At 72.4% G+C, this 26,988-nt stretch carries 25 protein-coding genes, 2 tRNA genes and 3 pseudogenes (1 of these 30 only partly in view); 10 read left to right on the top strand and 20 right to left on the bottom strand.

Annotated elements, in window-relative coordinates; all coding sequences use genetic code 11:
- Positions 1-212: the 5' end (the start) of a tyrosine--tRNA ligase gene (tyrS, locus tag FIV43_RS07065; RefSeq protein ID WP_141013556.1), read on the bottom strand. 1,057 nt of this gene lie to the left of the window's left edge; the window shows 212 of its 1,269 coding nt (coding positions 1-212); the start codon lies at positions 210-212; its stop codon lies off the left edge, out of view.
- A gap of 81 nt (positions 213-293) precedes the next feature.
- On the opposite strand from tyrS, the pseudogene FIV43_RS23720 reads away from it, so the two are divergent.
- From FIV43_RS23720 to FIV43_RS07075, 4 genes and pseudogenes are all read left to right on the top strand, one after another.
- A pseudogene (locus FIV43_RS23720) lies at positions 294-1,013 on the top strand (serine/threonine-protein kinase); the annotation flags it as partial.
- 73 nt (positions 1,014-1,086) lie between these two features.
- Entirely contained in the window at positions 1,087-1,698 is a 612-nt protein-coding gene (locus tag FIV43_RS22125; RefSeq protein WP_231123803.1) for a hypothetical protein, read from the top strand.
- Positions 1,699-1,910: 212 nt separating this feature from the next.
- The gene (locus FIV43_RS22130) at positions 1,911-3,416 is read left to right on the top strand and encodes a family 43 glycosylhydrolase (protein WP_231123804.1); all 1,506 of its coding nucleotides are present in this window, start codon (positions 1,911-1,913) and stop codon (positions 3,414-3,416) included.
- Between the two features lie 24 nt (positions 3,417-3,440).
- Entirely contained in the window at positions 3,441-4,187 is a 747-nt protein-coding gene (locus tag FIV43_RS07075; protein WP_141013558.1) for a PIG-L deacetylase family protein, read from the top strand.
- 18 nt (positions 4,188-4,205) lie between these two features.
- On the opposite strand, the gene FIV43_RS07080 is transcribed toward FIV43_RS07075, so the two are convergent.
- The 6 genes and pseudogenes from FIV43_RS07080 to FIV43_RS07105 all read right to left on the bottom strand — a co-directional run bounded on the left by FIV43_RS07080 (position 4,206) and on the right by FIV43_RS07105 (position 10,258).
- Positions 4,206-6,041 carry a sensor domain-containing diguanylate cyclase gene (locus tag FIV43_RS07080; protein ID WP_141013559.1) on the bottom strand — a complete coding sequence of 612 codons (1,836 nt, stop codon included), beginning with the start codon at positions 6,039-6,041 and terminating at the stop codon, positions 4,206-4,208.
- Positions 6,042-6,060: 19 nt separating this feature from the next.
- Positions 6,061-6,134, bottom strand: a tRNA-Ile gene (locus FIV43_RS07085).
- Positions 6,135-6,184: 50 nt separating this feature from the next.
- Positions 6,185-6,931 carry an LCP family protein gene (locus FIV43_RS07090; RefSeq protein WP_141013560.1) on the bottom strand — a complete coding sequence of 249 codons (747 nt, stop codon included), beginning with the start codon at positions 6,929-6,931 and terminating at the stop codon, positions 6,185-6,187.
- Positions 6,925-7,824, bottom strand: coding sequence for a hypothetical protein (locus tag FIV43_RS07095; protein WP_141013561.1), 900 nt, complete (start codon positions 7,822-7,824; stop codon positions 6,925-6,927). Before FIV43_RS07095 ends, FIV43_RS07090 begins: the two co-directional genes overlap by 7 nt.
- 242 nt (positions 7,825-8,066) lie before the next feature.
- Positions 8,067-9,406, bottom strand: a pseudogene (locus FIV43_RS07100) (sensor histidine kinase).
- A gap of 129 nt (positions 9,407-9,535) precedes the next feature.
- Positions 9,536-10,258, bottom strand: coding sequence for a response regulator transcription factor (locus FIV43_RS07105; RefSeq protein ID WP_141013562.1), 723 nt, complete (start codon positions 10,256-10,258; stop codon positions 9,536-9,538).
- Between the two features lie 142 nt (positions 10,259-10,400).
- Between FIV43_RS07105 and FIV43_RS07110 the strand changes: the two genes are divergently transcribed.
- Positions 10,401-10,943, top strand: a complete 543-nt coding sequence (locus FIV43_RS07110; RefSeq protein WP_181407707.1) for a GNAT family N-acetyltransferase — start codon at positions 10,401-10,403, stop codon at positions 10,941-10,943.
- 64 nt (positions 10,944-11,007) lie between these two features.
- Here FIV43_RS07110 and FIV43_RS07115 read toward each other — a convergent pair.
- From FIV43_RS07115 to dnaG, 3 genes are all read right to left on the bottom strand, one after another.
- Positions 11,008-11,080, bottom strand: a tRNA-Asn gene (locus FIV43_RS07115).
- A gap of 97 nt (positions 11,081-11,177) precedes the next feature.
- Positions 11,178-11,456, bottom strand: a complete 279-nt coding sequence (locus FIV43_RS07120; RefSeq protein WP_141013564.1) for a hypothetical protein — start codon at positions 11,454-11,456, stop codon at positions 11,178-11,180.
- Positions 11,457-11,676: 220 nt separating this feature from the next.
- The gene (gene dnaG, locus FIV43_RS07125; protein WP_141013565.1) at positions 11,677-13,653 is read right to left on the bottom strand and encodes a DNA primase; all 1,977 of its coding nucleotides are present in this window, start codon (positions 13,651-13,653) and stop codon (positions 11,677-11,679) included.
- A 158-nt stretch (positions 13,654-13,811) separates the two neighbouring features.
- On the opposite strand from dnaG, the gene FIV43_RS07130 reads away from it, so the two are divergent.
- Positions 13,812-14,621: a L,D-transpeptidase gene (locus tag FIV43_RS07130; protein ID WP_141013566.1), complete on the top strand. Its 810-nt coding sequence runs from the start codon at positions 13,812-13,814 to the stop codon at positions 14,619-14,621.
- A 70-nt stretch (positions 14,622-14,691) separates the two neighbouring features.
- Positions 14,692-15,633 carry a choice-of-anchor P family protein gene (locus FIV43_RS07135; protein WP_141013567.1) on the top strand — a complete coding sequence of 314 codons (942 nt, stop codon included), beginning with the start codon at positions 14,692-14,694 and terminating at the stop codon, positions 15,631-15,633.
- A gap of 47 nt (positions 15,634-15,680) precedes the next feature.
- Here the strand turns inward: FIV43_RS07135 and FIV43_RS07140 are convergent, their stop codons facing one another.
- The 7 genes from FIV43_RS07140 to FIV43_RS07170 all read right to left on the bottom strand — a co-directional run bounded on the left by FIV43_RS07140 (position 15,681) and on the right by FIV43_RS07170 (position 21,692).
- Positions 15,681-16,964: a deoxyguanosinetriphosphate triphosphohydrolase gene (locus tag FIV43_RS07140; RefSeq protein ID WP_141013568.1), complete on the bottom strand. Its 1,284-nt coding sequence runs from the start codon at positions 16,962-16,964 to the stop codon at positions 15,681-15,683.
- A gap of 47 nt (positions 16,965-17,011) precedes the next feature.
- Positions 17,012-17,206, bottom strand: coding sequence for a hypothetical protein (locus FIV43_RS07145; RefSeq protein ID WP_141013569.1), 195 nt, complete (start codon positions 17,204-17,206; stop codon positions 17,012-17,014).
- Positions 17,203-17,901 carry a hypothetical protein gene (locus FIV43_RS07150; protein ID WP_141013570.1) on the bottom strand — a complete coding sequence of 233 codons (699 nt, stop codon included), beginning with the start codon at positions 17,899-17,901 and terminating at the stop codon, positions 17,203-17,205. The genes FIV43_RS07145 and FIV43_RS07150 overlap by 4 nt, the downstream gene beginning before the upstream one ends.
- Before the next feature lie 132 nt (positions 17,902-18,033).
- On the bottom strand, positions 18,034-19,158 hold the full coding sequence (dusB, locus tag FIV43_RS07155; RefSeq protein ID WP_269204068.1) for a tRNA dihydrouridine synthase DusB: 1,125 nt from the start codon (positions 19,156-19,158) through the stop codon (positions 18,034-18,036).
- Positions 19,155-19,901, bottom strand: a complete 747-nt coding sequence (locus tag FIV43_RS07160) for a hypothetical protein (RefSeq protein ID WP_141013571.1) — start codon at positions 19,899-19,901, stop codon at positions 19,155-19,157. The genes dusB and FIV43_RS07160 overlap by 4 nt, the downstream gene beginning before the upstream one ends.
- Before the next feature lie 19 nt (positions 19,902-19,920).
- The gene (locus tag FIV43_RS07165) at positions 19,921-21,318 is read right to left on the bottom strand and encodes a glycine--tRNA ligase (protein ID WP_141013572.1); all 1,398 of its coding nucleotides are present in this window, start codon (positions 21,316-21,318) and stop codon (positions 19,921-19,923) included.
- Positions 21,319-21,377: 59 nt separating this feature from the next.
- Positions 21,378-21,692: an antibiotic biosynthesis monooxygenase family protein gene (locus tag FIV43_RS07170; RefSeq protein ID WP_231123806.1), complete on the bottom strand. Its 315-nt coding sequence runs from the start codon at positions 21,690-21,692 to the stop codon at positions 21,378-21,380.
- Between the two features lie 70 nt (positions 21,693-21,762).
- Between FIV43_RS07170 and FIV43_RS07175 the strand changes: the two are divergent.
- The 3 genes and pseudogenes from FIV43_RS07175 (at position 21,763) to FIV43_RS07185 (ending at position 24,537) form a co-directional block, all read left to right on the top strand.
- Positions 21,763-22,733, top strand: a pseudogene (locus FIV43_RS07175) (metal ABC transporter substrate-binding protein).
- Positions 22,730-23,533 (top strand): metal ABC transporter ATP-binding protein, encoded by an 804-nt coding sequence (locus tag FIV43_RS07180; RefSeq protein WP_141013573.1) that lies wholly within the window; start codon positions 22,730-22,732, stop codon positions 23,531-23,533. The pseudogene FIV43_RS07175 and the gene FIV43_RS07180 overlap by 4 nt, the downstream one beginning before the upstream one ends.
- Positions 23,533-24,537, top strand: a complete 1,005-nt coding sequence (locus FIV43_RS07185) for a metal ABC transporter permease (RefSeq protein WP_141013574.1) — start codon at positions 23,533-23,535, stop codon at positions 24,535-24,537. The genes FIV43_RS07180 and FIV43_RS07185 overlap by 1 nt, the downstream gene beginning before the upstream one ends.
- A gap of 52 nt (positions 24,538-24,589) precedes the next feature.
- On the opposite strand, the gene FIV43_RS07190 is transcribed toward FIV43_RS07185, so the two are convergent.
- Genes FIV43_RS07190 through FIV43_RS07200 form a run of 3 tightly spaced genes read right to left on the bottom strand, consistent with a single transcriptional unit; the run spans position 24,590 to position 26,968 of the window.
- Complete coding sequence (locus tag FIV43_RS07190) at positions 24,590-25,408, bottom strand: isoprenyl transferase (protein WP_231123807.1); 819 nt, start codon at positions 25,406-25,408, stop codon at positions 24,590-24,592.
- Positions 25,409-25,422: 14 nt separating this feature from the next.
- Positions 25,423-26,175 carry a DNA repair protein RecO gene (gene recO / locus FIV43_RS07195; protein WP_141013575.1) on the bottom strand — a complete coding sequence of 251 codons (753 nt, stop codon included), beginning with the start codon at positions 26,173-26,175 and terminating at the stop codon, positions 25,423-25,425.
- Between the two features lie 49 nt (positions 26,176-26,224).
- Positions 26,225-26,968 carry an alpha/beta fold hydrolase gene (locus FIV43_RS07200; RefSeq protein WP_181407708.1) on the bottom strand — a complete coding sequence of 248 codons (744 nt, stop codon included), beginning with the start codon at positions 26,966-26,968 and terminating at the stop codon, positions 26,225-26,227.
- Between the last annotated feature and the right edge of the window lie 20 nt (positions 26,969-26,988).

Here is a 26,988-nt window from a genome sequence, read left to right on the forward strand (position 1 = left end):
GCGTACGGCGTGTGTCCGGCCAACTGGAGGCGCCGCGCGGTGAGCACCTGCACCAGGTGACCCATGTGCAGGCTCGGGGCGGTCGGGTCGAACCCCACGTAGAAGCGGACACTGCCCTCGCTCACCGCGGCGCGCAGCGCCTCGCGGTCCGTGGACTCGGCGATGAGACCACGCCACTCCAGGTCGTCGAGAAGGGTCGGGTCGACAGACAACGGTCAGCCTTTCGGTCGTGCACTCGTTCGATGTTCCGAGCGGGACGGTCGGAACCACCACAAGGATAGGGTGGCCGCGCCATGACCAACCGGACAGTCGGGGAGCGGTACACGCTCGAACGTGAGATCGGGCGCGGCGGCAGCGGCCCGGTCTGGCTCGCGCACGACGAGCTCCTGGGTCGTCGCGTTGCCCTGAAGCGGATCGGACTGCCGCCCGGCGCGGCCGATGCCGACACGGTGCGGGCCGAGCGCGAGGCGCGGCTCGCCGCCCGGGTCAACCATCCCCACGTGGTGGCGGTCTTCGACCTGGTGGCCACCTCGGACGACCACTGGCTGGTGATGGAGTACGTCGAGGGGAGCACGCTGGCGGAGCGGATCCGCGAGCACGGGCCACTCACCCCGGATCAGGCCGCGCCACTCCTGCGGGACGTCGCCGAAGCACTCGCCGCCGCGCACGCCGCCGACATCGTGCACCGCGACGTCAAGCCGTCGAACATCCTCATCGCCGCCGAGGGCAACGTGAAGCTGTCCGACTTCGGGATCGCACGGGCCATCGCCGACGTCTCGCTGACCCAGACCGGTCTGGTCACCGGCTCACCGGCCTACCTCGCCCCGGAGGTGGCGTCCGGGTCCAGCGCCACGCCGGCCAGCGACGTCTGGTCGTTCGGCGCGACGCTCTTCCACACGCTCGACGGCGCACCGCCGTACGACGTCGCGGACAACCTGGTCGGTGCGCTGTACCGGATCGTGCACGAGGAGCCGCCGCGCTGCGACCGGGCCGACTGGCTCGCGCCCCTGCTGACCGCCACCATGACCAAGGATGCCGCGGCGCGACCCGACATGGGCGCGGTCGTGACCTACCTGCGGCACCACGGTGCCGCTCCCCTGGTCGCTCCGCCCATGGCGCACCGTCGACGGCCGCCCCGTCGCCGAGGACCCGGCGACCTCCACCCGGACGCTCGCCGCGACGACGCCGTCCCGGCGACGCCGGCGGTCGGGAGCAGCCCTGGCCGGCGCCGTTGCGGTGGCGGTGCTGGCCGTGCTCGGCATCGGGCTGCTGCTGCTCACGCGCGACGGCGGCGACAGCACGGCCGGGGACGGCGGCAGCCCGGCTCCGGGGAACGTGGAGCCGAGCACCCCGGAGGCCAGCCGGAGCAGCACATCTCCCGGCGCCCCCACCGCGGAGGAGCTGGAGGAGTTCGCCCGCACCTACGTCGCGACGGCGAGCGCGGACCCGGATGCCGGGTTCGACTACCTCACCGAGGAGTACCAGGCCGCCAGCCCCGACTACCGCCAGTTCTGGGGCTCGATCAAGAACCCCCGGATCAGCGAGGTGAGCGGCGATCCCGACGCGATGACGGCCACCTACACCTACAGCTACTCCCAGCCCGGCCAGGGCAGGAGATCCGAGGTGGTCACCCTGAACCTCGTCCAGAGCGACGACGGCCTGCGGATCGCGTCCGCGTCGGCCGCACCGGCCGGCTGACGCATGACGTTCCCGCCAGCGGGCCTGCTCCGGGCCCGCGCCGCCTGGTCGCGCCGCCGGGCGGCGCACGAACTGCGACGTGGTCGACGCCGGATGCCGGCACCGCCGGTGGCGGCCGGGGGCACCGATCACGACCTCCCACCCGGCTGGTTCGTGAACCCCGTCACCGAGGGCGCCGACCCGTTCGTGATCCGCGACGCGGGCTCGTACCTGTGGGTCCAGAGCATCGGCGACCGGGCCATCGCGGTCAGCCGCTCGGACCGCCTGACCTCGACCGGCGAGGGACGCGTGGTCTGGTCCGCCCCGCCGGCCGGTCCGGCGTCCGCCGAGGTCTGGGCCCCGAGCTGGCACGTCTGGACGGGCGCTGGCACATCCACTTCGCCGCCTCCGACGGGGACAACCGCAACCACCGGGCGTTCGTCCTGGTCGCCGAGACCGATGACCCGCTCGGCGACTACACCCTGCACGGGCCGATGGCGACCGGCGACGCGAGCGGCGGTGCGCAATGGGCGATCGACATGACCGTGCTCGAGCACGGCGCCGGTCACTTCGCGATCTGGTCGGGCTGGCCCGACGCCTCCGACCCGACCCAGCACCTCTACCTCGCCGCGATGGCGTCGCCGACCCGGCTCGCCGGGCCACGGGTGCGGATCAGCGATGCCGACGACCACCCCTGGGAGCGGATCGACCCGGACCGTCCCGGTGGACTGAACGAGGCTCCCCAGGTCGTCCGGCGTGACGGTCGGACGTTCGTGCTCTACTCCGCGAGCCACGCCCTGCACGCGTCGTACCGGATGGGGCTGATCGAGCTCGTCGGTGCCGACCCACTCGACCCGGACAGCTGGCGCAAGCATCCGCTCCCCGTGTTCGAGCCGACCCCCGCGACCCCCGGGGTCGGCCACGGCACGGTCGTCGGGGCCGGCCCGGAGAGCTGGTTGGTCTTCCACCGGAAGGTCGACCCCGACACCGGCTTCCGGCGCGCGGTCCACGTGGAGCCGATCGAGTGGCAGGAGGACGGGTGGCCGCTGCTCGGCGAGCCCACCCCGACGGGCACCCCGCTCCCCCAGCCGGCCGGCACGCCGCGCACAACGGTCACGGAGCAGCGATCCTGGGACTTCCCGGGCGCCCCGACGGGTCGGGCCTTCGACTACTACGGGCACCACCAACTGCTCGCCGAGGAGCCCGACGGGCTGCACCTCGGGCTGGTACCACCCGCCCCGGTCAACGCCTACCGCAGCGCGGAGAAGCTGGTGCTGCGCGACGGCGCCTACAGCGACGTCGCGGTCCGAGCCACGGTCGACGTCCGCGGCCGTCGCGGCACCGTCGGACTGCTGCTGCGCGTCACGGCGCCCGCGGTCGGGCCGGCGGCACAGCGCGGCTACCTCCTCGGGTACGACGCCGACTCGGCCGCCCTGGTCATCCTCCGCACCGACGGCCGGTCGGCGCGGCTGCTGGCCCGTCGACCGGTCCCGGAGCCCCCGACGGGCCGGTTCCGGCTGGTCGCGGTCGCGGTCGGCGACCGCCTCACCGTCTCGCTCACCAGTGAGGACCGGCGGCCGGCCGGCGTACCCACGACGCTGCGGGCCCGGGACGAGCGGTATCGCTGCGGCAGCATCGGGGTGCGGGTGGACAGCGGGCACGCCGTGGTGACCCGGCTCGCCGTCGAGCCGGTCGCCGGCTCCGCCGAGGCCGGCAGCGCGGCGATGGTCGACGTGTGAGGCTGCGCACGGCATCCTCGTGACATGAGCACCACGCCGGAGCCCCTGGAAGCGCTCGACGAGACCTGGGACCGCGCGCTGTGCGTGGTCGCCCACCCCGACGACATGGAGTTCGGCGCGGCCGCTGCGGTGGCCCGCTGGACCGGGCAGGGCAAGACGGTCGTCTACTGCATGGTGACCAGCGGCGAGGCCGGCATCGACGGGATGCACCCCGACGAGTGCCGCGAGGTCCGCGAGGCCGAGCAGATCGAGTCGGCCCGCGTGGTGGGCGTCGACCGGGTCGACTTCCTGCACGAGCCGGACGGCGTCGTGGAGTACGGGGTGCCGCTGCGCCGGCTGATCGCCGCGCAGGTGCGACGGCACCGGCCCGACATCGTGATCACGGGCAACTTCCGGGACACCTGGGGCGGCACCAACCTGAACCAGGCCGATCACATCGCCGTGGGACGTGCGGTGGTCGACGCCGTGCGGGACGCCGGCAACCGCTGGGTGTTCACCGAGCAGGTCACCGACGGCCTCGAGCCCTGGCCTGGGGTGCGGGCGGTGTGGGCCTTCGGCTCGCCGCAGGCCGCTCACGCGGTCGACACCACCGACACTTTCGACGCCGGGGTCGCCTCGTTGGAGGCGCACCGGGCCTACATCGACGGACTGGGGTGGGAGGACTGGGACCCCCGTGAGTTCCTCGAGGGGCTCGGCCGTGGCGCGGGCAGTCGGCTCGGGGTGGCGATGGCGGCACCCTTCGAGGTGTTCCCGATGGGCTGGGGCGACTGAGCAGGTCCGCGCGGACCCTCAGTCGACCGCGAGCTCGACCCGGTTGCGACCGCCGCGCTTGGCGGCGTAGAGCGCCCGGTCGGCGGCGCCCACCAGGGACGCCGGGTCCCGTGCGTCGTCGAGCGCGGCGACACCGGCCGACAGGCTGACCGGCGACTCCGAAGCCCAGGGGAAGCTCCCCGCCACCCGTGCCCGCAGTCGCTCGGCGAGGGTGCGGGCAGCGGTCGCGTCGGTCTCCGGCATCAGCACGCACAGCTCCTCACCGCCGTAGCGGTAGGCGGTGTCGGTGTCGCGCAGCTCGGCCGCCATCAGTGCCGCGACGTCCTGGAGCACCTCGTCCCCACGCGAGTGCCCGTAGGTGTCGTTGATCCGCTTGAAGTGGTCGAGGTCGATCATCACCATGCTCAACGGCCGGTGGTAGCGGACCGCGCGGGCCACGTTGTCCGCGAGGTCCTCGTCGAACTGGCGCCGGTTGGCCAGCCCGGTCAGCGCGTCCCGGCGGGAACGCTCCTCGACCTCGCCGTGCAGCCGCGCGGACTGCAGTGCCGAGGAGCCCTGCAGGATCAGGGCGTCGAGCAGGTCGAGGTCGAGTCGGTCACCGTCGGCCGCCTCCAGGGTGAGCACGCCGATCACCCGGGCGCCGATCACCATCGGGATCGCGACGCCCGCCTCGGTCGCGTCGCCGCCCTGGGAGGAGCGTCGCTCGTCCAGCGGGATGGCCCGGCCGTACCGCGCGGACCGGCCCACGGCGCCGATGCCGACCTCGACGACCTCGCCACCCGTGGTCTCCTCGGGCGCCAGCGCGATCGTCTCGGAGGTGCCTGCCCCGAAGGCGTCGTAGCGGACCAGCTCCTGACGGTCCTGGCGGTGCAGCCAGAGCTCCACCCGGGCCGCGCCGGAGAGCTCCTGGACCGCGTTGACCAGTCGCAGCGTGGTGTAGCGCAGGCTCAGCGACTCGGACAGCTCGCGGCTGAGCTCCAGCACGTGCTGGAGTCGCTCGCTGCGTCGTACCAGCTCGGACTCGCGGGTGCTCGCCTCGTCGGCGCGGTCGGCCAGCGCGGCAGTCATCTCGGCGATGCCGGCGCCGAGCAGGGAGACCTCGCGCACCGGTGACCGCACGGAGACCTCACCGGTGAGGTCCCCCGCCGCGATCCGCTCGGTCCGCTCGGTGAGCCGCACGATCGGCCGCACCACGTGCTGCTCCAGCCGCTGGCGGCCGCGGAGCAGCGCGAAGAGGGAGAGCCCGACGACCACGGCGAGGGTGACCATGGCGACCACCAGCGCCCAGGTGAAGGTCGACTCGGCTCGGGTCAACTCGTCGTCGATCGCAGCCTGCAGGGCGTGGTCGACCTCGGCGTAGTCGTCGAAGGCGCCCTTGCTGCCGGCCAGGAACTCGGTCAGCCGGTCCTCGGTCGGCCGACCTTCACCCGAGTACCAGGTGTCGGAGGTCGCCGGCGCGGCCCACTGCTCCTGCCAGGCCTGCTGCGCGTCGATGGCGGCCAGGGCGTCGGCGAGGAGGTCCGGCTCGCCGCTGAGCGCGGTGACCAGCTCGTTGTCAGCGGCCCGGCCCTGCTCGCGTCCGGTCTCGTAGGGCTCGAGGAACGACGGGTCCCGGGTGGCGAGATAGCCGCGGACCCCGCTCTGCTGGTCGAGCATCGCGTCGTGGGCGTCCTGTGCGGCGTCGGCCGCGGCCCGCAGGTCCCCGATCCGAGGGCTGACCGAGACGCCGAGGCCGACCACCACGGCGACCAGGATCAGCAGCGATGCGCCCAGCCCGACCAGGCTCGGCAGCAGCGTGCGCGTGGCCGTACGACGGAGCGGGAGGGTGCGGTCGGTGTCTGGCGACGACGACACGGTCCCCCTTCCGCTGTCGTAGGGCGTGTGGGGCTCGAACCCACGACCCAAGGATTATGAGTCCTCTGCTCTGACCGACTGAGCTAACGCCCCACCGCGCCGCCGGGCGGCGGCGCGGCTGTGAAGGATACCGGCCGCACCCGTCAGTAGGCCGCATCGGCGGCCAGCGCGTCCTCCACCGTCTCGCCGGTCGGGTCGTAGGCGCAGGCGTCGGCCGGATCCTCGGTCGCAGGGGCGCCGTCGGCGGCTCCCGACGTACCGCCGCCCCGCTTGCGCCGCGGTGGGTCGAGGGCACGTTCCACCGTCTCGTGGATGTAGTCGAAGTCCGGGTCCGCCGAGCTGAAGCGCTCGGAGGTCTTGAAGACCACCGACTTCACCTTCGCGTCCTTCACCCGCAGGGCGAGGTCGGCGAAGGCCGAGCCGAGTTGGCGCGGGATGTCGGTGTAGACGATCTCCTCGCCGGCCCTGACCAGGTCGAGGTAGCGCAGCAGCAGGTTCGCCGGGTCCGCGGACTCGATGATCGCGTCGACCATGCAGCGCTGGCGTTCCATCCGCTCGTAGTCGTCCGACCCCCAGCGACCCCGGGAGTACCAGAGGGCGTGGAAGCCGTCGAGCTCCTGGTCGGGCCCCGGCGCGAGGTAGTCCGACGGCGGGACCCCGGCCGAGGTGTCGCCGCCGATCGCGATCGGCTCGTTGACGTTCACGGTGACGCCACCCATGGCGTCGACGATCTCCTTGAAGCCCTCGAGGTTGACCAGCACGTAGTAGTCGACCGGGACGCCGAGGGTGCCCTCGACGGCCTGCTTGATCGCGTCGGCGCCTTCGTTGGTGCTCTTGCCGAGCACGCCCGGATAGCTCGCCGGCACGTTGCGGTAGACCGCGTTCAGCATGTAGTTGCCGTCGGCCGGGTCGCCGTTGGTGAAGCCGTCGGGGTAGAGGTCGTGGAGCGGGCTGCTCTCGGGAAAGCGCGCGCCGGAGAGGTTGCGGGCAGGCTGAAGGTGACCGCCCGGCCGGTCTCGGTGTCGATGCTGAGCAGGATGACCGAGTCGGTGCGCACCCCGTCACGACCGTCACCGCCGTCACCGCCGAGCAGCAGCACGCTGACCCGGTCGCGGCCGACCCAGGGGTTCTCCTCGTCGAGGTCCGGCGCCGTGGCGGTGGCGTTGTCGTCGAGCACCGAGGTGACCAGGTCGGCGGTGGCCAGGGCGTACTGCGCGGCCCGCAGCACCGGAGCGGCCACCACCGCGCAGATCACCACCACTGCGATGTTGCCGACCACCGTGTGCCAACGCGGGCGCTCGCGCGGCCGGACCAGCCGGTACGACATCCACACCACGCCGAGCCAGACCAGCAGCAGGACGGCCAGCACCGCGGCTGCGATCTTCAGCGCGTTCGGGTTGAAGGCGAAGTCCAGGGCGCGACGCCAGTCCCGGCCGAAGTACCAGAGCAGGCCGCCGGCCGCCGCCGCCCAGCCCAGGATGACCAGCCAGCCCAGCGCGCGTCGGCCGGCGTAGAGGAACCCGGTGCCGGGGACGACGGCGCCCAGGAAGGTCATCCCGAGGGTGCCGGGCAGGCCGTGGGTACGACGCCGGCGTGGCCGCAGCGCCCGCCGTCCGCCTCGCGCCGGGCCGGCCGGGGTCTGCTCCGCTTCGGAGGGGCGGAGGGCACGCCGGCCGCCACGTCGACGGGCCTTCTGCAGGCGGCGTCGCTCGCGAGCGGAGATGCGGACGGACCGGGAGGCGCGCCGTGCGCCGCCCGGGCGTCGCACGTCCGGTTCCGTCATTCCGACCTCTCAGGGAAGGGCGGCTCCGACCTCGCCGGGGCCGCCGCCGGGACGAGGGTACCCAGCAGTTCCAGCACCGTCCGCATCGCAAGCGATCCCGCCGTGCCGGTGTGGTGACGGTTCTGCTACCGACCCCGAGGGCCGTCGCCTCCGGTGAAGCCCGTCCGGCGTGCGGCGGTGCTCCGCAGTCACCATGCCGCTGAGGTTGGCCGCGACCGCGGTGCGGGCTGTCCCCGACGCGGTCAGGACGCTGTGGGTGGCCGACTCTGCGGGAGCCGAACCCGGATCCGGGTCTCCCCGGGCCGACTGTCGAGGCTCACCGTTCCGCCGTGCGCGTGCACGATCGCGCGCACCAGGGCGAGTCCGAGGCCGGCACCGCCGTCTCGCTGGCGAGCGGTGTCCCCCGGGTGAAACGCTCGAACGCCGTGTCGCGCACCGAGGACGGGAAGCCGGGGCCGTCGTCGCTCACCTCGAAGCCGTCCGGCAGCAGCCGGGCCGTCACCGTGGTGTGCTCCGGCGTGTACCTGCGGGCGTTGGTGAGCAGGTTGGTGACCACCTGGTGCAGCCGCAGCTCGTCCCCGGTCACCTCCAGCGGCACGCCGTCCTCGGGCAGCTCGACCCGCCAGCGGTGGGAGGGCGCCACCACGCGGGCGTCCGCGACCGCCTCCAGGAGCAGCCGGGTGAGGTCCACCTCGTCCTCGGCCAGCGGGCGGCCGGCGTCGAGGCGGGCGAGCAGCAGGAGGTCCTCCACCAGCGCGGTCATCCGGGTCGACTCCTCCTGGACCTTGGCCAGCGCGGTGGCCGCGGTCTCCGCGTCGCCGCGCCGGCGGGCCAGCTCGGTGTACCCGGCGATCGTGGTCAGCGGGGTGCGCAGCTCGTGGGAGGCGTCGGCGACGAACTGGCGGACCTGCTGTTCGCTGCGGTGCCGGGCGGCCAGCGACGTCTCCACGTGCTCGAGCAGGGTGTTCAGAGCGGCACCGACCTGGCCGGTCTCCGTCGCCGGGTCGGTGAGCTCGGCCGGCACCCGGGCCCCGATCTCGATCTCGCCGGCCGCCAGCGGCAGCTCGGCCACCTCGTGCGCGGTCGCGGCCACTTGACGCAGCGGCCGCAGCTGACGCCGTACGACGGCGGTGCCGGCCACCCCCGCGGCGATCACGCCGAGCAGGGCCAGCGCCAGCTCCCAGCGCACCAGCGAGCCGACCGCCGCATCGACGTCCTGCAGCGGCAGCCCGACCGCGATCGAGCACCCGTCGGCATCCGTGCCCGACACGACCCGGTAGTCGCCCCACCCGGTGACATCGACCGTGTGGGCGGCGTCGCCGGCCGGGAGCCGGCCGATCTCGTCGACCACGTCCTGGGACACCTGGCGCTGGACGGCCTGCCCCGAGCCCACGTCGGCGAGCACGGACCCGGTCTCGCCGCACTCCCCCAGGTAGACCGTCAGGGTCCCGATCTGCTGCCCGCGGATGTCGGGAGCGTCGAACCTGCCGGGCGTCGGGAAGCCGTCCGGGACCGGCCTGGTCGCCCGGTCCAGGGTCTCGCGCACCTCGTTGTCGAGGCGACCGGTCAGGTAGGAGCGCATCGCGACGGCCGTCGCCGCGGCGACCAGGAGGGAGACGATCGCGACCAGCGCCACCGCGGTGATCACCAGGCGGGTGGTGAGGCTCCGTGGCAGCAACACGCCGCTCAGTCGGGTCAGGGCGGCCACGAGTCAGCCCGCGGGCTTGAGGACGTAACCGGCGCCGCGCATGGTGTGGATCATCGGCTCCCGTCCGGCGTCGATCTTCTTGCGCAGGTAGGAGACGTAGAGCTCCACCACGTTGGCCTGGCCGCCGAAGTCGTAGTTCCAGACGCGATCCAGGATCTGCGCCTTGCTGAGCACCCGCCGGGGGTTGCGCATCAGGAACCTCAGCAGCTCGAACTCGGTGGCGGTCAGGCTGATCGGCTCCCCTGCCCGGAACACCTCGTGGCTGTCCTCGTCCAGGGTCAGGTCGCCGACCACCAGCGTGGAGTCCGTCCGCTCGGCGGCCACCCCGGCGCGGCGGACCAGGGCGCGCAACCGAGCCACCACCTCCTCCAGCGAGAACGGCTTGGTGACGTAGTCGTCACCGCCGGCAGTGAGCCCGGCGACCCGGTCCTCGACGGCATCGCGGGCGGTGAGGAAGAGCACCGGCACCGTGGGCGCGACAGCACGGGTGCGGCGCAACACCTCCATGCCGTCGAAGTCCGGCAGCATCATGTCGAGGACGATCACGTCGGGGTCGCTCGCCTTCGCCCGGGACACGGCGTCCGCGCCGGTGTGCGCGGTCTCCACCGTCCACCCCTCGTACCGCAGGGCCATCGCGACCAGCTCGGCGATGTTGACCTCGTCGTCGACGACGAGGGCGCGCAGCGGGGTGCCGTCCAGGCGGGTCTCGGTGCGGGTCTCGGCCATGGGTCCACCCTCACCCAGGACCCTGTGGATCTGCTGTGCGACGTGCTGTGGCGTCGCTGTGAGTCTCCACGGTGAGTCTCCCGTGGGCCCCTCGGAGCACCCGGGCCGAACGGTCCCGGGACGGGGTTGGGAGACTGGGGGGATGTCGTACGCCACCAGGCTGGCCGTCGAGTCCGATCTCGAGCACGTCTCGCGGATCTACAGCCACGCCGTCGAGACGAGTATCTCCACCTTCGACCTGGAGCCGCCCGATCGCGACTACTGGCGGGAGCGACTCGACGGCGAGCACCCCGGGGACCACCTGATCGTCGCGGTCGACGAGGCCACCGACCAGGTGGTCGGCTACGCCTACTCCTGGTCCTACCGTCCGCGTCCCGCCTACGACATGACCCGGGAGACCTCGATCTACCTCGACGAGTCCGTCCGCGGCAGGCGCGTCGGCAGACTGCTCTACGAGGCCCTGCTGGAGACCCTCTCGATCTCCGGGGTGCACACCGCGGTCGCCCTGGTCGCGCTGCCCAACCCGGCGAGCGAGGCGCTGCACCGGGCCTGCGGGTTCCAGGAGGTCGGCAAGCTCTCGCAGGTGGGCCGCAAGTTCGATCAGTGGATCGACGTGAAGTGGTATCAGCGGATGCTGGTGAACCTGCCGATCACCGGCAAGGCGGTCATCGACGAGGCTCCGTGAATCCGGGCCGAGAACGCCGCAGGGCCTCCGCCGGATCGATCCGGCGGAGGCCCTGTTGCGTCTGCTCCCCCGGTTGGACTCGAACCAACAACCCTGCGATTAACAGTCGCATGCTCTGCCAGTTGAGCTACGGGGGATCAGCGACGCGCTGCGTCGCTTCGGCGCGGAAACAGTAGCAACCCGGGCACCCGGAGATGAAATCGGCCCGGGCTCCGCGGACGGCCGGGCCGGCCCTCACTCCCCGACGTCGCCGCGGGCCGCCGCCAGCGCGGCATCGACCGGCTCGCGGACCGTCGGATCGGCGGGGTCCAGGCCCTCGTCGTACTCGACGAACCAGGCGAGCGGACCGGTGCTGTGCGGCGATCGGCGCGCGAAGACCCGCGCCCCCAGACGACCGCGGACCGTGACGTGCCGCTGCAGCACGATCGTCGCGGTGACCCGCTCGCGCACCAGCTGCAGCAGACGCACCGCGTCATCGAGGGCCACCTCGTGCAGGGGCGGGACCTCCCCCACGCGGCCACCTCGGTGACCCGGAGCAGGCCCTCCTCGTCGTCCCAGGCTGCGGCCCCGACCCGCTCCCACGGGAGCCGCTCGGGCAGGTACAGCGCCTCCCGGGTGCCGCCGACCACGCCTCCGGCGCCCTCGGCCCAGGCCAGCAGTCGCTCCCCAGGGTCCACGGGCACCGTGGGACGACGCGTCCGTCCGGGGCGGGGCGTGCGCCCGGGCCGGGGCCTCACGGGGTGCCCACGATCCGGTTGCGGAGCGTGCGCCGGTGCTGCTCGAGCGCGGCGAGCTGGCCGAAGAGCGTGCGGTAGTCCTCGGCCTGGGCGAGCGGGTCGGTGCGTTGCAGCTTGGACTTCAGGTCCGCGATCCGACGCTGCACGGTCAGCTCGAGCAGGCGGAAGACGTGACCGGCCACGTAGGTGGCATCGGGCTCGCGTGCGGTGCGGATGGGCTCCACCGCCAGGGCGGTGATGGTCGAGGCGATCGTGGGGTCCTCAGCGCCGGCCCGCACCGTGGCCGCCCAGCCGTCGTCACCGCTGCCGGCCGCCGGCCCCCCGGCCGCCGCGACCACCTGCCACACCGCCGCGTAGGTCGGATGGGTGAAGTCGTCGACGCTGATCTCGGCCGTGGTACGCCCGATCGCCATCGGATGCTGCAGCACCAGCTTCAGCGTCTCCCGCTCGATCGCGAAGCGCGGGTCCGACGGCTCCGGTACGACGAACGCGGGCCGCTCCGGTGCCGCCACCGCGCCTGCGGGCGAGCCGTCCGGCGCGTCGCCGCGCTGCTGGCCACCGACGTGTCCACCGGGTTGTCCGCCACCGGGCTGCGGAGCACCGCCCTGCTGCCCGCGCGACTGACCACGCTGCTGGCTCCCGCGGCTCGCCGCGCGGCGCACCTCGGCGAGCACGGCATTGGTGTCGATGTCGGCTCCGACCATCTTCGAGACCTCCTGGGCGAAGGCGGTCACCTTCGACTGGTCCCGCACCGAGGCCACCAGGCGCGCGGCCTCCCGCACCGCGTCCACCCGCCCGTCGGCACGGTCCAGGTCGAATCGGTTGATCACGCTCTCCAGGGCGAACCGGTACAGCGGCCGGCGGCCGGTGATCAGGTCGCGGACCGCCTCCTCGCCCGCACTCATCCGCAGGTCGCACGGGTCCTGACCGGCGGGGGCGACGGCGATGTAGGTCTGGGCGACGAACCGCTGGTCCCCCTCGAACGCCTTGAGCGCGGCCTGCTGGCCCGCCGAGTCCCCGTCGAAGGTGAAGATCACCTCGCCGCCGAACGCCCGCCGGTCGTCGATGAAGCGACGCAGGATCCGGGCGTGGTCGTCGCCGAAGGCGGTGCCGCAGGTGGCGACCGCGGTGCCGACGCCGGAGAGGTGGCAGGCCATCACGTCGGTGTACCCCTCGACCACGACGGCCTGGGCGGACCGCGCCATCTCGCGCCGGGCGAGGTCGATGCCGTAGAGCACCTGACTCTTCTTGTAGATCGGGGTCTCGGGGGTGTTGAGGTACTTGGCGCTGATCTTGTCGTCGTCGTAGAGACGCCGGGCGCCGAAGCCGATGGTGTCGCCGGAGACCTCCCGGATCGGCCACAGGAGCCGGCCCCGGAACCGGTCGTAGTGGGAGCGTCCCATCGCCACCAGACCCGCCGCGATGACCTCCTCCGAGCTGAACCGCGCCTCGCGCAACCGCCGCCACAGCGCCTCGCCGTCCCGGGGCGCGTACCCGATCCCGAACGTCGTCGCCGCGGACCGGTCGAAGCCGCGCTCGTCCAGGAACCGGCGAGCCTCGAGCGCCTCCGGCGAGCCCAGCTGCTCGGCGTAGAACTCCTGGGCGACCGCGTGCGCCTCGATCAGCCGTCGCCGCTGCGGGCCCTTGGGACGGTCGTCGGGTCCGCCCTCCTCGCGGCGGAGCATCACGCCGTACTGGTCGGCGAGCCGCTCCACCGCGTCGCTGAACCCAAGGCCGTCGATCTTCATCAGGAAGCCGATCGCGTCGCCGCCCTCCCCGCAGCCGAAGCAGTGGAAGAAGCCCCGGCTCGGATTGACGTTGAACGACGGCGTCTTCTCGTCGTGGAACGGGCACAGGCCCTTCTGCGACCCGCCGCCGGCGTTGCGGAGGGTGACGTAGGCGGAGACGACCTCGTCGATCCGAGCCTTCTCCCGGACCGTGGCGATGTCCTCCTCGCGGATCCGGCCTGCCATGGCGCCGATCCTACTGAGCGGCCGCTCGGACACCGCCGCGCCTGCCCCGGTACCCGAGGTGGAGATTTTCGTGACCCGACGCGTGACCACCGCCACGCTGCGTCGTTGGTCGGGGTGAAGCGGCGCGGGGAGACGCCGCACGACGGGGGAGGAACGACATGCCGGAGGCGGAGGACGCGCCGGGCCGGGGCCACCGGCTGACGGCCGTCGTGATCGCGCTCCTGGCCTGCGCCGCCCTGGTGGTCGCCGTCAAGTCCTACGGCAACGACCCCGAGCCGGTCGCCGACACCGTGACGGTGACCCCGGTGAACCTGAAGAAGCTCACCCCGGCGACCACCGCCACCCGGGTCCAGGACGCACCGCGCGACCGTTCGGCCACCGACGTCCCGTCCGGCGTGGTCGTGCACCCGCGCATGGTCGTTCCCGTGTTCGACGCCCCGAACGGTGCGGCGATCGCCAAGATCGGTCCCGAGCAGTTCGGCGACACCTGGCTGCCGGTCATCGCCGAGCGAGGTGCGTGGGTCCGCGTGCTGCTGCCGTCCCGGCCCAACGGGTCCAGCGGTTGGCTGCGCAGCGGGCGCCTGGACGAGGCCCGGAGCAGGTTCCTGATCCGGGTCCACCTCGGGTCGCGGACGCTCGAGCTCTTCGAGGACGACGTGTCCACCGGGAGCTGGACGGTCGCTGTCGGTGCCACCGACACCCCGACGCCCACCGGTCGCACCTTCGTGCTGGGACAGCTCGTCGACGACCAGCAGTCCTTCTCCCCCTACATCGTGCCGCTGGGGACACACAGCCAGACCCTCGACACCTACGGCGGCGGGCCGGGCACCGTGGCGATCCACGGCTGGACCGACCCGAGCGTCTTCGGCCAGGCGATCAGCCACGGCTGCATCCGGGTCCCCGACGAGGCCCTCGAGGCCCTGCGCACCGTCCCCTTCGGCACCGCCGTCCTGATCGACGACGCCTGACCCCCCGACCGCTCCGATCCCACGTATCCCCCAGTTGCAGAGCACGACGCTCCACCACGAGAGGAACACCATGAAGTTCACCCGCCTCATCGCCGCCACGGGCAGCACCCTCGCGCTCGTCGTCGCCGGCGCGTCCGTCGCCCTGGTGGGTGGAAGTGGGACCGCCAGCGCGGCAGGACAGCCGTCCTCGGCCTTCGGCCTGGAGCTCACCGGCGCCGGCACCGCGGTGATCGACCGGATCCCAGCGGTCACCTCCAAGGACGGCAAGCAGGTCGAGGACTCCCTGATCGCCATCCCGGAGAACCCGCTGCTCACCGGTGGCGTGGTCAACGTGAGTGCCCGCAACGGAAGGGCTAGCTCCAGCGTCACCGACCTCGGCATCGGCGGCGGCCTGCTGGAGCAGGCTCCCCAGCTCGCCGACCTGTTCACCCAGCTGCAGCCGGTCTGCGACGCACTCGACCAGGTGCCGCTCGGCACGATCACCGACCAGATCATCGACCCGGCCACCGGCACCCTGCTGCCGATGGTGCTCGAGCAGGTGGTGAACGGCGCCAGCCAGGCCGGCCTCGACCTGAGCCTGCTCACCGCGCTGGACCTCTCCGAGCTCCTCCCCGACCAGCTCGGAGACCTGTGCGACCTGGCGGCCGGCAGCGATCTGGTGGAGGCCGACGCGGTGACCTCCCAGTGCAACGGCGACTCCGGGACGGTGGCGATCGCCGACCTCACCGTCGCCGGTCTGGAGCCGCGGATCGACACCAACGCGCCCAACAGGTCCGTCTCCATCCCCGGGCTGCTCACCTTGACGGTGAACCGGCAGACGGACAACTCCGACGGCACCTTCACCGTCGACGCGCTCTACCTCAACCTGTTCGACCAGGTCGAGCTGACCGTCGCCTCCTCGACCTGTGGCGAGGTCACCCGCAGCACGCCGGACCCGTCGGACCCGACCGACCCCTCCGACGCGCCCACCCCGAGTGACCCCGTCACCACCAACGCCCCGGTGACCGGCTGATCGTCCCCCGGCCGGACCGAGGCGACAGCGGGGCTGGACCTCCGGGTTCAGCCCCGCTGTCGTGTCCCGACGACCTCCGCGTGCCAGGAGACCGCGCTCGCGTCGGTCAACGAGGCGACCTGGTCGATCACCACCCGAAGGCGCGCGGCGTCGTCTCCGGCCGCGGCGAAGTCGCTGCGGTGCGCCTCGTCCAACGACGCCGGCCGCTCCCGCAGAGTGGCCACCAGCTCGGTCAGCAGCTCACGCTGCCGCTCCTGCAGCGTGACCCGTTGCTGGTCCTGCATCACGTAGTGCGCGGCGATCCCCTTGAGCACGGTGATCTCGGTCCGGGTGCCGGCGGGGATGACCAGGTCGCCGCGGTAGCGGACGAAGGGCCGGGGTCGCTCGGCGAAGGTGGCCTGCTGGACGGCACCGCAGAACCGTCCGATGACATCGCTGGTCAGGTTCTTCAGCGCGGCCAGGCTGGCCCGGCTGCCGTCGTACGGGGTGCGCGGCCAACTGCCCACCGCGCGCAACCGGGCGAACGCCGCGTCGAGGGTGCCGTCGTCGGCGCCGGCGTCGTACCAGGAGCGCACCGTCTCCCAGACCGCGGCCGTGTCGACCCGGGTCAGGTCGAGCTTGCCGGCGACCGTCCCGTCCTCGACGTCGTGCACCGAGTAGGCCACGTCGTCGGCGAGGTCCATCACCTGGGCCTCGACGCAGCGGCGCCGGGCCGGGGCACCCGTCCGCAGCCAGTCGAAGGCGGGCCGGTCGTCGGCGTAGACGCCGAACTTGGTGGTGGTCACCGCGACGCCGTCGGCGTGCACCCCACCGGCGGGGGGCGACTCCTCGGCCGGCCAGGGGTACTTGGTGCAGGCGTCCAGCGTGGCGCGGGTCAGGTTCAGACCGACCGAGTCACCGGCGGCGTCGGCCGTCTTCGCCTCCAGGCGGGTCAGCAGGCGCAGCGTCTGGGCGTTGCCCTCGAACCCGCCGCAGGCTCCGGCGAGGGCGTGCAGGGCTCGCTCGCCGTTGTGCCCGAACGGCGGGTGGCCGAGGTCGTGGGCCAGCGCGGCGGTCTCGGCGATGTCCGGGTGGGTGCCCAGCGCCCGGGAGAGGTCGCGCGCGATCTGGGCCACCTCGAGACTGTGCGTGAGCCGGTTGCGGACGAAGTCGTCGCTCTGGGGGCCCACCACCTGCGTCTTGGCCGCCAGCCGTCGGAACGATGCGGCGTGCACCACGCGCGCCCGATCACGCTCGAACGGGAGACGCTCGGGCGCGTCGACCCGCTTCGGGGGCTCGGGGACGATCCGTTCACGCGCGGCGTCGTCGTACCAGCGCTCGACCTCGTCCACGCGGAGACCCTACCGAGGCCCGAGGCCGGGCCGCGGGCGCGACGTGCTCAGTAGACCGAGACGTGGACGTGGTCGTAGTGGTTGGCCGTCACCGAGCCACGGTCCTCCATGCCGCGCCAACCCTCGCCGCTGCGCTCCACGGACCAGATCTGCTGCTCGTAGATGATGTAGCTGATGCCGAACGAGGAGTAGTTCTCCCGCAGGAACTCCGCGACCTCCCAGCCCGTGCCACCGGAGGTCATGATGTCGACGGCCCGGCCGGAGCCGTGGTCGCCGCCGCCCCGCGCAGGGTGCCGTAGGTGCTGATCGACGGCCACCCGCTGCACACGGCCTGGTGGATCTTGACGATGGAGGCGCTCACGCCGCTGTCGACGGTGGTGCCGTTCGTGCACTGGCCGTCGACGCTGGCGATCGCCGGCTTCTCGTCGTCGAGGTAGCCCGCGGTCACCCAGTAGGCCTTGTCGTCGACCACGATCTCGACCCGGTCGCCGAAGCTGCGGCCGGTGGCCAGGACGCGCTCGGCCTCGTCGACCTCACCGGTGTTCTTCGCCTGGTCGTCGGGGCGCGACCAGAGGTTCAGCACCTCGGTGGTCCAGAGCTTGGTGCTCGCGCTGTTGATGGCCTTGGCGACGGCATCGTCGGTCATCAGCTGCTCGACGGGGCTCAGGGCGACCAGCGGCGTTCGGTCCACCACGTCGCGCGAGACCACCTCGCGCTCGTGCGTGGTGTCCTTCTCGGCTGCCTGCCGATCGCCGGCGACCGAGCCGAGATCGGCGGCCGCCTTCGTGGAGTCCAGGGCGGTCAGGGAGCTCGACGGACCGTTGGCCAGCACACCGATGGTGACGGCGGCGCCGGTGGCCAGCACGGCCAGAGGGCCGGCGATGGCAGCGGCTCGGGGCTTGCGTCGCGCGGTTTCCCGCTTGTGGCTTGTGGCCACGCGCTGATCCTTTGCTCTCGCGTTCAGGGTCGATGCCGTGTCAACCTACTTGCCCACGGCATGGTCAGCGACTAAACCACAGGACTTTCCACAGGTCGGAATCGTGGCCGGTCAGCGAGACCGTGTTCCCGCTCACCCGCCGGTGGTCTCGCTGACGTCCTCGGTGAGGTGGATGGAGGTGCCGTCGGTGTCGTCCAGCCAGCCCTCGGGCAGCACCACCCGGGAGCGTGGCGAGCCCTGACGCCCACGCGGTGCGCCCAGCTCGGAGACCGGGAACGGCTCGTCCGGATCGAGGTCGGCGAGCATCCGGTCCAGGTCGGCCAGGCTGTCCACCAGGCCGAGCGAGCGGCGTAGCTCGCCACCGGCACGGAACCCCTTCAGGTACCAGGTGACGTGCTTGCGGAACTCCTTGCAGCCCCGCTCCTCGCCCATGTGCTCGCTGAGCAGCTCAGCGTGCCGACGCATCATGGTGCGCACCTCGCCCAGCGTCGGCAGGGCCGTCGTCTGGCCGCCCGCGAACGCGTCGGCGAGGTCCCGGAACAGCCACGGGCGGCCCAGGCACCCCCGGCCGACGACCACGCCGGCAGCGCCGGTCTGCTCGACCATCCGCAACGCGTCCGCGGCCTCCCAGATGTCGCCGTTGCCCAGCACGGGGATGTCGACCGAGGCGACCAGCTCGCCGATGGCCTCCCAGTCCGCGGCGCCCGAGTAGGCCTGGGCGACCGTGCGGCCGTGCAGCGCGATCGCCGCGCAGCCCGACTCCTGGGCGATCCGGCCGGCGTCGAGGTAGGTGAGGTGCTCGTCGTCGAGCCCCTTGCGGGTCTTCATCGTGACCGGCACCCCGTACGGCGCCGCGGCCGCGACGGCCCGCTCCAGGATCTGCGCGAGCAGCCCCCGCTTCCAGGGCAGCGCGCCGCCGCCGCCCTTGCGGGTCACCTTCGGGACCGGGCAGCCGAAGTTCAGGTCGATGTGGGCGACGCCGTACTCCTCGCAGAGGATGGCCGCGGCCTTCCCGACGTAGACCGGGTCGGTGCCGTAGAGCTGGACCGACCGGACCTCCTCGGCCTCGTCGAAGACCAGCATCTTCTTGGTGGTCTCGTCCCCCTCGACCAGGCCGCGACTGGTGATCATCTCGCAGACGTACAGCCCGGCGCCGAACTCGGCGCAGAGGCGGCGGAACGCGGCGTTGGTGATGCCCGCCATCGGCGCCAGCACCACTGGGGTGGGCACCGTGAGCGGTCCGAGGGTGAGGGTCACTCGTCCTTGTCCTTCTTCTGCTGCTCGTTCTTCTTGCTCTGCTTCTCCTGCGACTTCTCGGCCGCCGGTGGCCGCACCTGGGTGCTGACCTTGCCACTCCACAGGACCTCGTCGGCCTGCTGCGGCGGCGGGAACGCGACCGCGGTCAGCGCCCGGCCCGGTGAGATCAGGTAGACGAAGCAGACCTGGGTGGTCTCGCCGGCGGGGAACTTCGCGGGCAGGTCGGCCGAGGGGCAGGGCCGGAAGACCTTGTCGGTGAACCGCTGCACCGCGACCAGGGTGCCGCTGTCGTCCCGCGCCCACAGCAGCACCTGGATCCCGCCGAGGTCCTGCTCCGCGACGTTCGTCGCCGTGGCCCGCACGAAGTACGGCGTCATCGCCGCTGTCGCGTCGTCGATCTGCCAGCCCTGGAACGACTCGTCGAAGGTGGTCCGCTCGATCCGGTCGACGGTCAGGTCGAGCACCGCCGTGGTGCCCTCCCGCGGCTCCCAGGCCACGGTCGCCGTCTCCCCCAGGCTCAGCTCCGTCCCGGGCTCGGTCAAGGTGACCCCGTCCGGGGTGTCCAGGTAGCCGGTCTCCTCGGTGGCGGTCGCCGAGGGCTCCGCCTGCTCGTCGGTGGCCGCCTCCCCACCGCATCCCGCGAGCACGCCGCCGGCGAGCAGCAGCGCGGCGGTCAGGGCTCCCGCGACCCGGGTGGGCCGAGGGAGCCGCCGACGGGGCCCGGGTGTCGTGACGTCGCTCACCCGACCATTCTGACAGCGATCAGGAGCCGAGGAGGCGCTCGGCGAAATAGCGGGTGACGCCGTCGAGCGAGACCCGCTCCTGGTTCATCGTGTCGCGCTCCCGAACGGTCACCGCGTCGTCCTCGAGCGTCTCGAAGTCGACGGTCACGCAGTACGGCGTACCGATCTCGTCCTGGCGGCGGTAGCGACGGCCGATCGCGCCGGAGTCGTCGAAGTCGACGTTCCAGTTGGTGCGCAGCTCGGCGGCGACCGCCTTCGCCTTCGGCGACAGGTCGGAGTTGCGCGAGAGCGGGAGCACGGCCACCTTCACCGGGGCCAACCGCGGGTCGAGGCGCAGCACCGTGCGCTTGTCGACGCCGCCCTTGGTGTTCGGCGCCTCGTCCTCGTGGTAGGCGTCGACCAGGAAGGTCATCAGCGACCGGGAGAGGCCGGCCGCCGGCTCGATGACGTACGGCGTGTAGCGCTCGTTGGCCGCCTGGTCGTAGTAGCGCAGGTCGGCACCGGACGCCTCGGCGTGGGTGGAGAGGTCGAAGTCGGTGCGGTTCGCGATGCCCTCGAGCTCACCCCACTCCGAGCCGGCGAAGCGGAACCGGTACTCGATGTCGACGGTGCGCTTGGAGTAGTGCGACAGCTTCTCCCGCGCGTGCTCGTAGTGACGCAGGTTGTCGGGGTCGATGCCGAGGTCGGTGTACCACCGGGTCCGCTCGTCGATCCAGTACTGGTGCCACTCCTCGTCCTCGCCCGGCTTGACGAAGAACTCCATCTCCATCTGCTCGAACTCGCGGGTCCGGAAGATGAAGTTGCCCGGCGTGATCTCGTTGCGGAAGCTCTTGCCGATCTGGGCGATGCCGAACGGGGGCTTCATCCGCTGGCTGGTGACCACGTTGGCGAAGTTGAGGAAGATGCCCTGCGCCGTCTCCGGACGCAGGTAGTGCAGACCGGACTCGTCCTCGATGACACCGAGGTAGGTCTTGAGCAGGCCGGAGAACTGACGCGGCTCGGTCCAGGCACCGCGGGTGCCGCAGTTGGCGCAGGCGATGTCGGTCATCGGGACCGTGTCGGGGTCGTCGATGCCCTTCTTCTCCGCGTAGGCCTCCTGCAGGTGGTCGGCCCGGAAGCGCTTGTGGCAGGACTGGCACTCGGTCAGCGGATCGGTGAACGTCGCGACGTGCCCGGACGCCTCCCAGGTCTGCCGCGGCAGGATCACGCTGGAGTCGAGGCCGACCACGTCCTCGCGGGCCTGCACCATCGACTTCCACCACTGGCGCTTGATGTTGTCCTTGAGCTCGACGCCGAGCGGACCGTAGTCCCAGGCGGAGCGGGTGCCGCCGTAGATCTCGCCGCAGGGGTAGACGAAACCTCGGCGCTTGGCGAGGGAGACGACCTGGTCGACGACGGACGGAGGCGGCTTGGCCACAATGGTTCCTTTCTGGGACCGCCCGGCCGGCTGCCGGGTGGACGTGCAAGTGCGAAGGATCAGGTTACGCGGGCCGCGGCGACGTTCAGCACCGAGTTCGGCTCCACCGGCTCATACGCGCTCGGCTCGTCGATGGCCGCGCTGAGGATCGGCACGGCCCCGGCCTTCACCTCGTAGGACGACAGTGCCCGCCGGTAGGCCCCGACGCTCTCCCACCGGGTGACCAGCACCCACAGCTCCGGCTCGTCCAGGTTGCGTCCCACCTGTCCGTCCAGATAGCCCGGGCAGGCGGCGAGCAACGCGTGAGCGGACTCCAGCTCCGCCCGCGTCCGCTCGACCGACACGTCCATCCGGAACCTGTTCACCACCAGCACGGACCGAACCCTAGCCAGCACCGCCGACCAGAACTTGACCCGACCTCACGATCAGATGAGAATGATTCTCATGCGCTTGAGTTCCCTGGTCGCCACGCTCGGTTCCCTCACTCTCCTCGCCACCGGCTGCTCCGCCTTCAGCAGCACCGACGAGGACGGCGAGACCCGGGTCGCCGCCGCGTTCTATCCGCTGGCCTTCGCCACCGAGCGGGTCACCGAGGGCACCGGCACCCGTGTGGACGTCCTCACCCAGCCGGGCACCGAGCCGCACGACCTGGAGCTGACCATCGCCGAGACCGCCATGGTCACCGACGCGGACCTGGTCGTCTACCAGGCCGACTTCCAGCCGGCCGTCGACGCCGCCGTCGAGCAGAACGCGACCGGAGCGACCGTCGACGTCACCGACGTGGTCGACCTGCTCCCGGCGGTGGAGCACGACCACGACGACCACGAGGAGCACGCCGAGGACGAGCACGCCGAGGACGAGCACGCCGAGGACGACGGCCACGACCACGACCACGGGGACCTCGACCCGCACTTCTGGCTGGATCCGGCCCGGGTGGCCACCCTCGCCGACGCGGTCGCCGACGAGCTCGCCGAGATCGACCCCGACCACGCCGAGGAGTACGCCGACAACGCGGCCGGGCTGCGCGAGGAGCTCACCACCCTCGACGAGGAGTTCAGCACCGGCTTGGCGCAGTGTGAGCGCGACACGATCGTGGTGTCCCACAACGCCTTCGGCTACCTCGAGAAGTACGGTGTCCACGTGGCACCGATCGCCGGCCTCTCCCCGACGCCGAGCCCACGCCTGCCGACCTCGCCGAGCTGCACGACCTGATCGAGTCCGACGGCATCACCACCGTCTTCAGCGAGCGGCTGGCGCCGCAGCAGCTGGCCGACAGCCTGGCACGTGACGCCGGCGTCACCACCGCGGTGCTCGACCCGGTCGAGGGACTCACCTCGGAGACCGCCGACGAGGACTACCTGAGCCTGATGCGGGCCAACCTCGAGGCGCTGCGGACCGCGAACGGGTGTGCATGAGTCCGGCGGTCGAAGCATCCGGCGTCGGTGTCGTCCTCGGCGGACGTCCGGTCCTGCGCAGCATCGACGTGACCGTCCCGGTCGGCCAGTTCCTGGCACTGCTCGGTGCCAACGGTTCGGGGAAGTCGACCCTGGTGCGGGCTCTCCTCGGGCTTCGTCCGGTGGACGCGGGCCGCACCCGGCTCTACGGCACGCCGCTGGAGGAGTTCCACGACTGGGGCCGGATCGGGTTCGTCCCGCAGCGCGCCACGGCGGCCTCGGGGATCCCGTCCTCGGTGTGGGAGGTGGTCGCATCGGGACGGCTCGCCCACCGCCGCCTGTTCCGGCCGCTGAGCCGGACCGACCGGGTCTGCATCGACGAGGCGCTCGAGCTGGTCGGACTCGCGGACCGGCGGCGCGACACCGTCAGCCTTCTCTCGGGCGGGCAGCAGCAACGCGTCCTCATCGCACGGGCGCTCGCCGGGCAGCCCGACGCCCTCTTCCTGGACGAGCCGACCGCCGGGGTCGACCTGCCCAACCAGCGGATCCTCGCCGAGACCCTCGGCACCCTGAAGGACCGCGGCGCCACCGTGGTCCTGGTCGCCCACGAGCTCGGCCCGCTGGCGCCGCTGGTGGACCGGGCCGTGGTGATGCGCGACGGTCGGATCGCCTACGACGGCGCGCCGCTCGACCACGAGGCCGTGCACCTGCAGGGCGTCGGTGACCACGCCCACCACCACCACGGGACCCCGGTCTCAGGCCCGGCCGTCACCCACGCGCCGGACCTGACCGCTCCCGTCGACCGCACCGAGGAGGCCTGATGTCTCCCTGGGAGCTCTTCTCACTCCCCTTCCTGCAGCGCGCCCTGATCGCGGCGTTCTTCACCGGACTCGCCGCCCCCGCCGTCGGCACCTTCCTGGTCCAGCGTCGCCTCTCGCTGATGGGTGACGGCATCGGTCACGTCGCCGTCACCGGTGTCGCGCTCGGCCTGCTGACCGGCACCTCGCCGATCTGGACGGCCGTGCTGGTGGCGATCGCCGGCGCGGTGACCATCGAGATCGTCCGCGAGCGCGGCACCACCAACGGCGACGTGGCGCTCGCCCTGCTCTTCTACGGCGGCCTCGCCGGCGGCATCCTGCTCAGCGGCATCGGCGGCGAGAGCGCGGTGACGCTGCAGTCCTACCTGTTCGGCTCGATCACCACGCTCTCGCCCGCCGACGTGCTGGTGACGATGGCGCTGGCGGCGACCGTGCTGATCGCCTGCCTGGGGCTCGCCCCGCAGCTCTTCGCGGTCGCCCAGGACCAGGAGTTCGCCCGGGTCTCCGGGCTTCGGGTCCGGGCCTACAACGTCCTGGTCGCCGTGCTCGCCGCGGTCAGCGTCACCGTCGCGATGCGCACCGTCGGCCTGCTTCTCGTCTCGGCGCTGATGGTCGTGCCGGTCGCCACCGCCCAGCAGGTCACCCGCTCCTTCCGCACCACGATCTACGCCGCGATGGGTCTCGGCGTCCTCGCCTCGGTCGGCGGCCTGGTGATCGCCACGTTCGCGTCCTACCGAGCCACCGTGGCCCCGGGACCGGCGATCGTGCTCACCGCGCTGGCCTGCTACCTGCTCGCCTGGCCGGTGGGACTCTGGCTGCGGCGCCGGGCGCGGCTGCGCGAGCCGTTCCCGGAGATCGAGGCACTGACCCACGAGCCGATCGACGAGCATCCGCACGAGCACGGTCCCCGCTGCGGTCACCTCGCGGTGCCGCACGAGGACCACGTCGACTACGTGCACGACGGCCATCGTCACGCCGCCCACGGCGCCCACTACGACGAACACTAGTTGGATGGCGCGGCAGCGTGGCGGCGCTCCGCTTGCCACACTGCCGGCAGGGTCAGCCCGGGTTGGGCACGGCGCCGCCGTAGCGACGGTCGCGGCGGGCGTAGGTCTCGACGGCGTCCCAGAGGTCGCGACGGTCGACGTCCGGCCAGAGCACGTCGCTGAAGACGAACTCGGCGTACGCGGCCTGGTAGAGCATGTAGTTGGAGAGGCGCTGCTCGCCGGAGGTGCGCCAGATCAGGTCGGCGTCGGGGAGCTCGGGCACGTAGAGGTAGCGGGCCAGCGTCCTCTCGTCGACGCGGTTCGGGTCGACCCGTCCGGCGGCCACGTCCTGGGCGAGCGCGCGGGCGGCGTCGCCGAGCTCGGAGCGGCCGCCGTAGTTGACGCACATGGTCAGGGTGAGCACGTCGTTGTCGCGGGTGAGCTCCTCGGCGACCTGCAGCTCCTTGATCACCGACTTCCACAGCCGAGGCCTCCGGCCCGCCCAGCGGACCCGAACGCCGAGCTCGTTCATCTCGTCGCGGCGGCGGCGGATCACGTCACGGTTGAAGCCCATCAGGAACTTCACTTCCTCCGGGCTCCGCGACCAGTTCTCGGTGGAGAACGCGTAGGCGGAGATCGCCTTCACGCCGATCTCGATCGCACCCTCCACGACGTCGAACAGCGACGACTCGCCCTGCTCGTGGCCCTTGGTCCGGGGCAGCCCGCGCTCCTTGGCCCACCGGCCGTTGCCGTCCATCACGATGGCCACGTGGTGCGGCACCAGCTCTGCCGGGATCGCCGGCGGACGCGCGCCGGAGGGATGGGGGGTCGGCGGGCGCACCGTACGCGGCGCCGAGGACACCGAGCGGACACGTCGGGAGGATCGGCTCACCCCGCCAAGGGTAGTCAGCGCTCGACGTAGGCGAGCGAGCGCAGCCCCCGCTCCAACTGCCACTGGACGAAGGCGGCCACCAGTCCGCTGGCCTCGCGCACGTGGCGCACCTCCGCCGCCTCGATCACCGGCCAGTCGCCGGAGAGCAGACCACCGAGCAGCCGCACGGTCTCCGGCGCCGGGGTGGCCGAGCCGGGGATCCGGCAGGTCGAGCAGAGCACCCCTCCCATCGACGGGTTGAACCACCGGTGCGTGGTCAGCTCACCGGTGGGCAGCACCGGGGGCCGGCCGCAGTGCGCGCAGTCGACGAAGGACGGGGCGTAGCCGGCGACCGCCAGCGCCCGCAGCAGGTAGGAGTCGAGCACGTGCCCGGGGGCGCGCTGCCCCGAGGCCATCGCCCGCAGCGCCGCCACCAGCAGCGAGAACTGCTGCACCGCGGGCTCACGCTCCTCGACGACGATCCGCTCCGCCGTCTCCAGCATCACCGTGCCGGCGGTGTAGCGGTCGTAGTCGAAACCGATCTCGGCGGCGAAGGCGGCCCGGGTCTCCGCCTGGGTGATGGTGTCCAGGTTGCGCCCCTCGGCGAGCTGGAGGTCGACGTGGGTGAACGGCTCCAACCGCGCTCCCCACCGCGAGCTCGTCCGGCGCACCCCGCGGGCCACCGCACGCACCCGCCCGTTGGAGCGGGTCAGCATCGTGATGATGCGGTCGGCCTCACCCAGCTTGTGGGTGCGCAGCACGAGCGCTTCGTCACGGTAGAGGACCACGGTCCCCATTCTGCCGCCGTGGACCGACAGGAACCCGGCGGCGCGCTGGTCAGGCGCCGCCGCGTCTGCTGCGCCGGATGCCCTTCGGCCGCGCGGCGTCGAGCACGAACCGGGAGACCGCCATGTCGAGCTGCTCGGGAGCCCGGTCGCGCCGCCACGGCACCTCGACCCGCTCCAGCGAGGCGGTCGGCAGCTGCTCGGCGAGCGCCTCCGCATCGGAGACCCGGCGGAACGGGTCGCCGGGCCGCGCGATGACCAGTGCCGGTGTCGTGATCGCCTGCCGTTCGAGCAGCGAGGGCGCGAGCCTCCCGAAGAGCACGCCGTGCACCAGGGCTGCGAGTGGAGCCGGCTGCTGCTCCAGCATGTCGACGCCGACCCGCGCCTGCCCGGGCAGCAAGCGGCGCGGCACCGGTCGTGCCGCCCATCCCGCCGCGCGGACCCCGAGCGGAGCGAAGCGGGCCAGGTACAGCAGCGGGGTGAGGGTGCCCACCTCGGTGGTCAGCGCGTCCTCGAGCACCGGCCCGTCGAGCAGCAGCCCGCGCACGCGGGCGCCGGCCTCGACGGCGACCTCGAGGGCGACATTGGCGCCGATCCCGGTCCCGCCGACCACGGCCTGGGTCGCGCCGAGGTGGTCGAGAAGCCCGACCACCTGCTCGGCGAAGGCGGTCACCGAGTAGGCCATCGGGTCGGCGGGACGGTCCGAACGACCATGTCCCAGCAGGTCGGGCACGACCACGTGCAGGCCGGCCGAGGCCAGCACGTGGGCCAGCCGGTCCTGGAACGCCCGGGGCACCAGGAGCGGCGGGACCAGGA

The organism is Nocardioides sambongensis, assembly GCF_006494815.1.
In the GTDB taxonomy this organism is placed as follows: Bacteria; Actinomycetota; Actinomycetes; order Propionibacteriales; family Nocardioidaceae; genus Nocardioides; species Nocardioides sambongensis.

Coding starts and splice junctions, on each gene's coding strand:
- FIV43_RS07110 (WP_181407707.1), top strand. CDS start 10,401: ATGTCGTACGCCACCAGGCTGGCCGTCGAGTCCGATCTCGAGCACGTC.
- FIV43_RS07185 (WP_141013574.1), top strand. CDS start 23,533: ATGTCTCCCTGGGAGCTCTTCTCACTCCCCTTCCTGCAGCGCGCCCTG.
- FIV43_RS07180 (WP_141013573.1), top strand. CDS start 22,730: ATGAGTCCGGCGGTCGAAGCATCCGGCGTCGGTGTCGTCCTCGGCGGA.
- FIV43_RS07095 (WP_141013561.1), bottom strand. CDS start 7,824: ATGACGGAACCGGACGTGCGACGCCCGGGCGGCGCACGGCGCGCCTCC.
- FIV43_RS07090 (WP_141013560.1), bottom strand. CDS start 6,931: ATGCTGAACGCGGTCTACCGCAACGTGCCGGCGAGCTATCCGGGCGTG.
- FIV43_RS07135 (WP_141013567.1), top strand. CDS start 14,692: ATGAAGTTCACCCGCCTCATCGCCGCCACGGGCAGCACCCTCGCGCTC.
- FIV43_RS07130 (WP_141013566.1), top strand. CDS start 13,812: ATGCCGGAGGCGGAGGACGCGCCGGGCCGGGGCCACCGGCTGACGGCC.
- FIV43_RS07145 (WP_141013569.1), bottom strand. CDS start 17,206: ATGACCTCCGGTGGCACGGGCTGGGAGGTCGCGGAGTTCCTGCGGGAG.
- dnaG (WP_141013565.1), bottom strand. CDS start 13,653: ATGGCAGGCCGGATCCGCGAGGAGGACATCGCCACGGTCCGGGAGAAG.
- FIV43_RS07105 (WP_141013562.1), bottom strand. CDS start 10,258: ATGGCCGAGACCCGCACCGAGACCCGCCTGGACGGCACCCCGCTGCGC.
- FIV43_RS07075 (WP_141013558.1), top strand. CDS start 3,441: ATGAGCACCACGCCGGAGCCCCTGGAAGCGCTCGACGAGACCTGGGAC.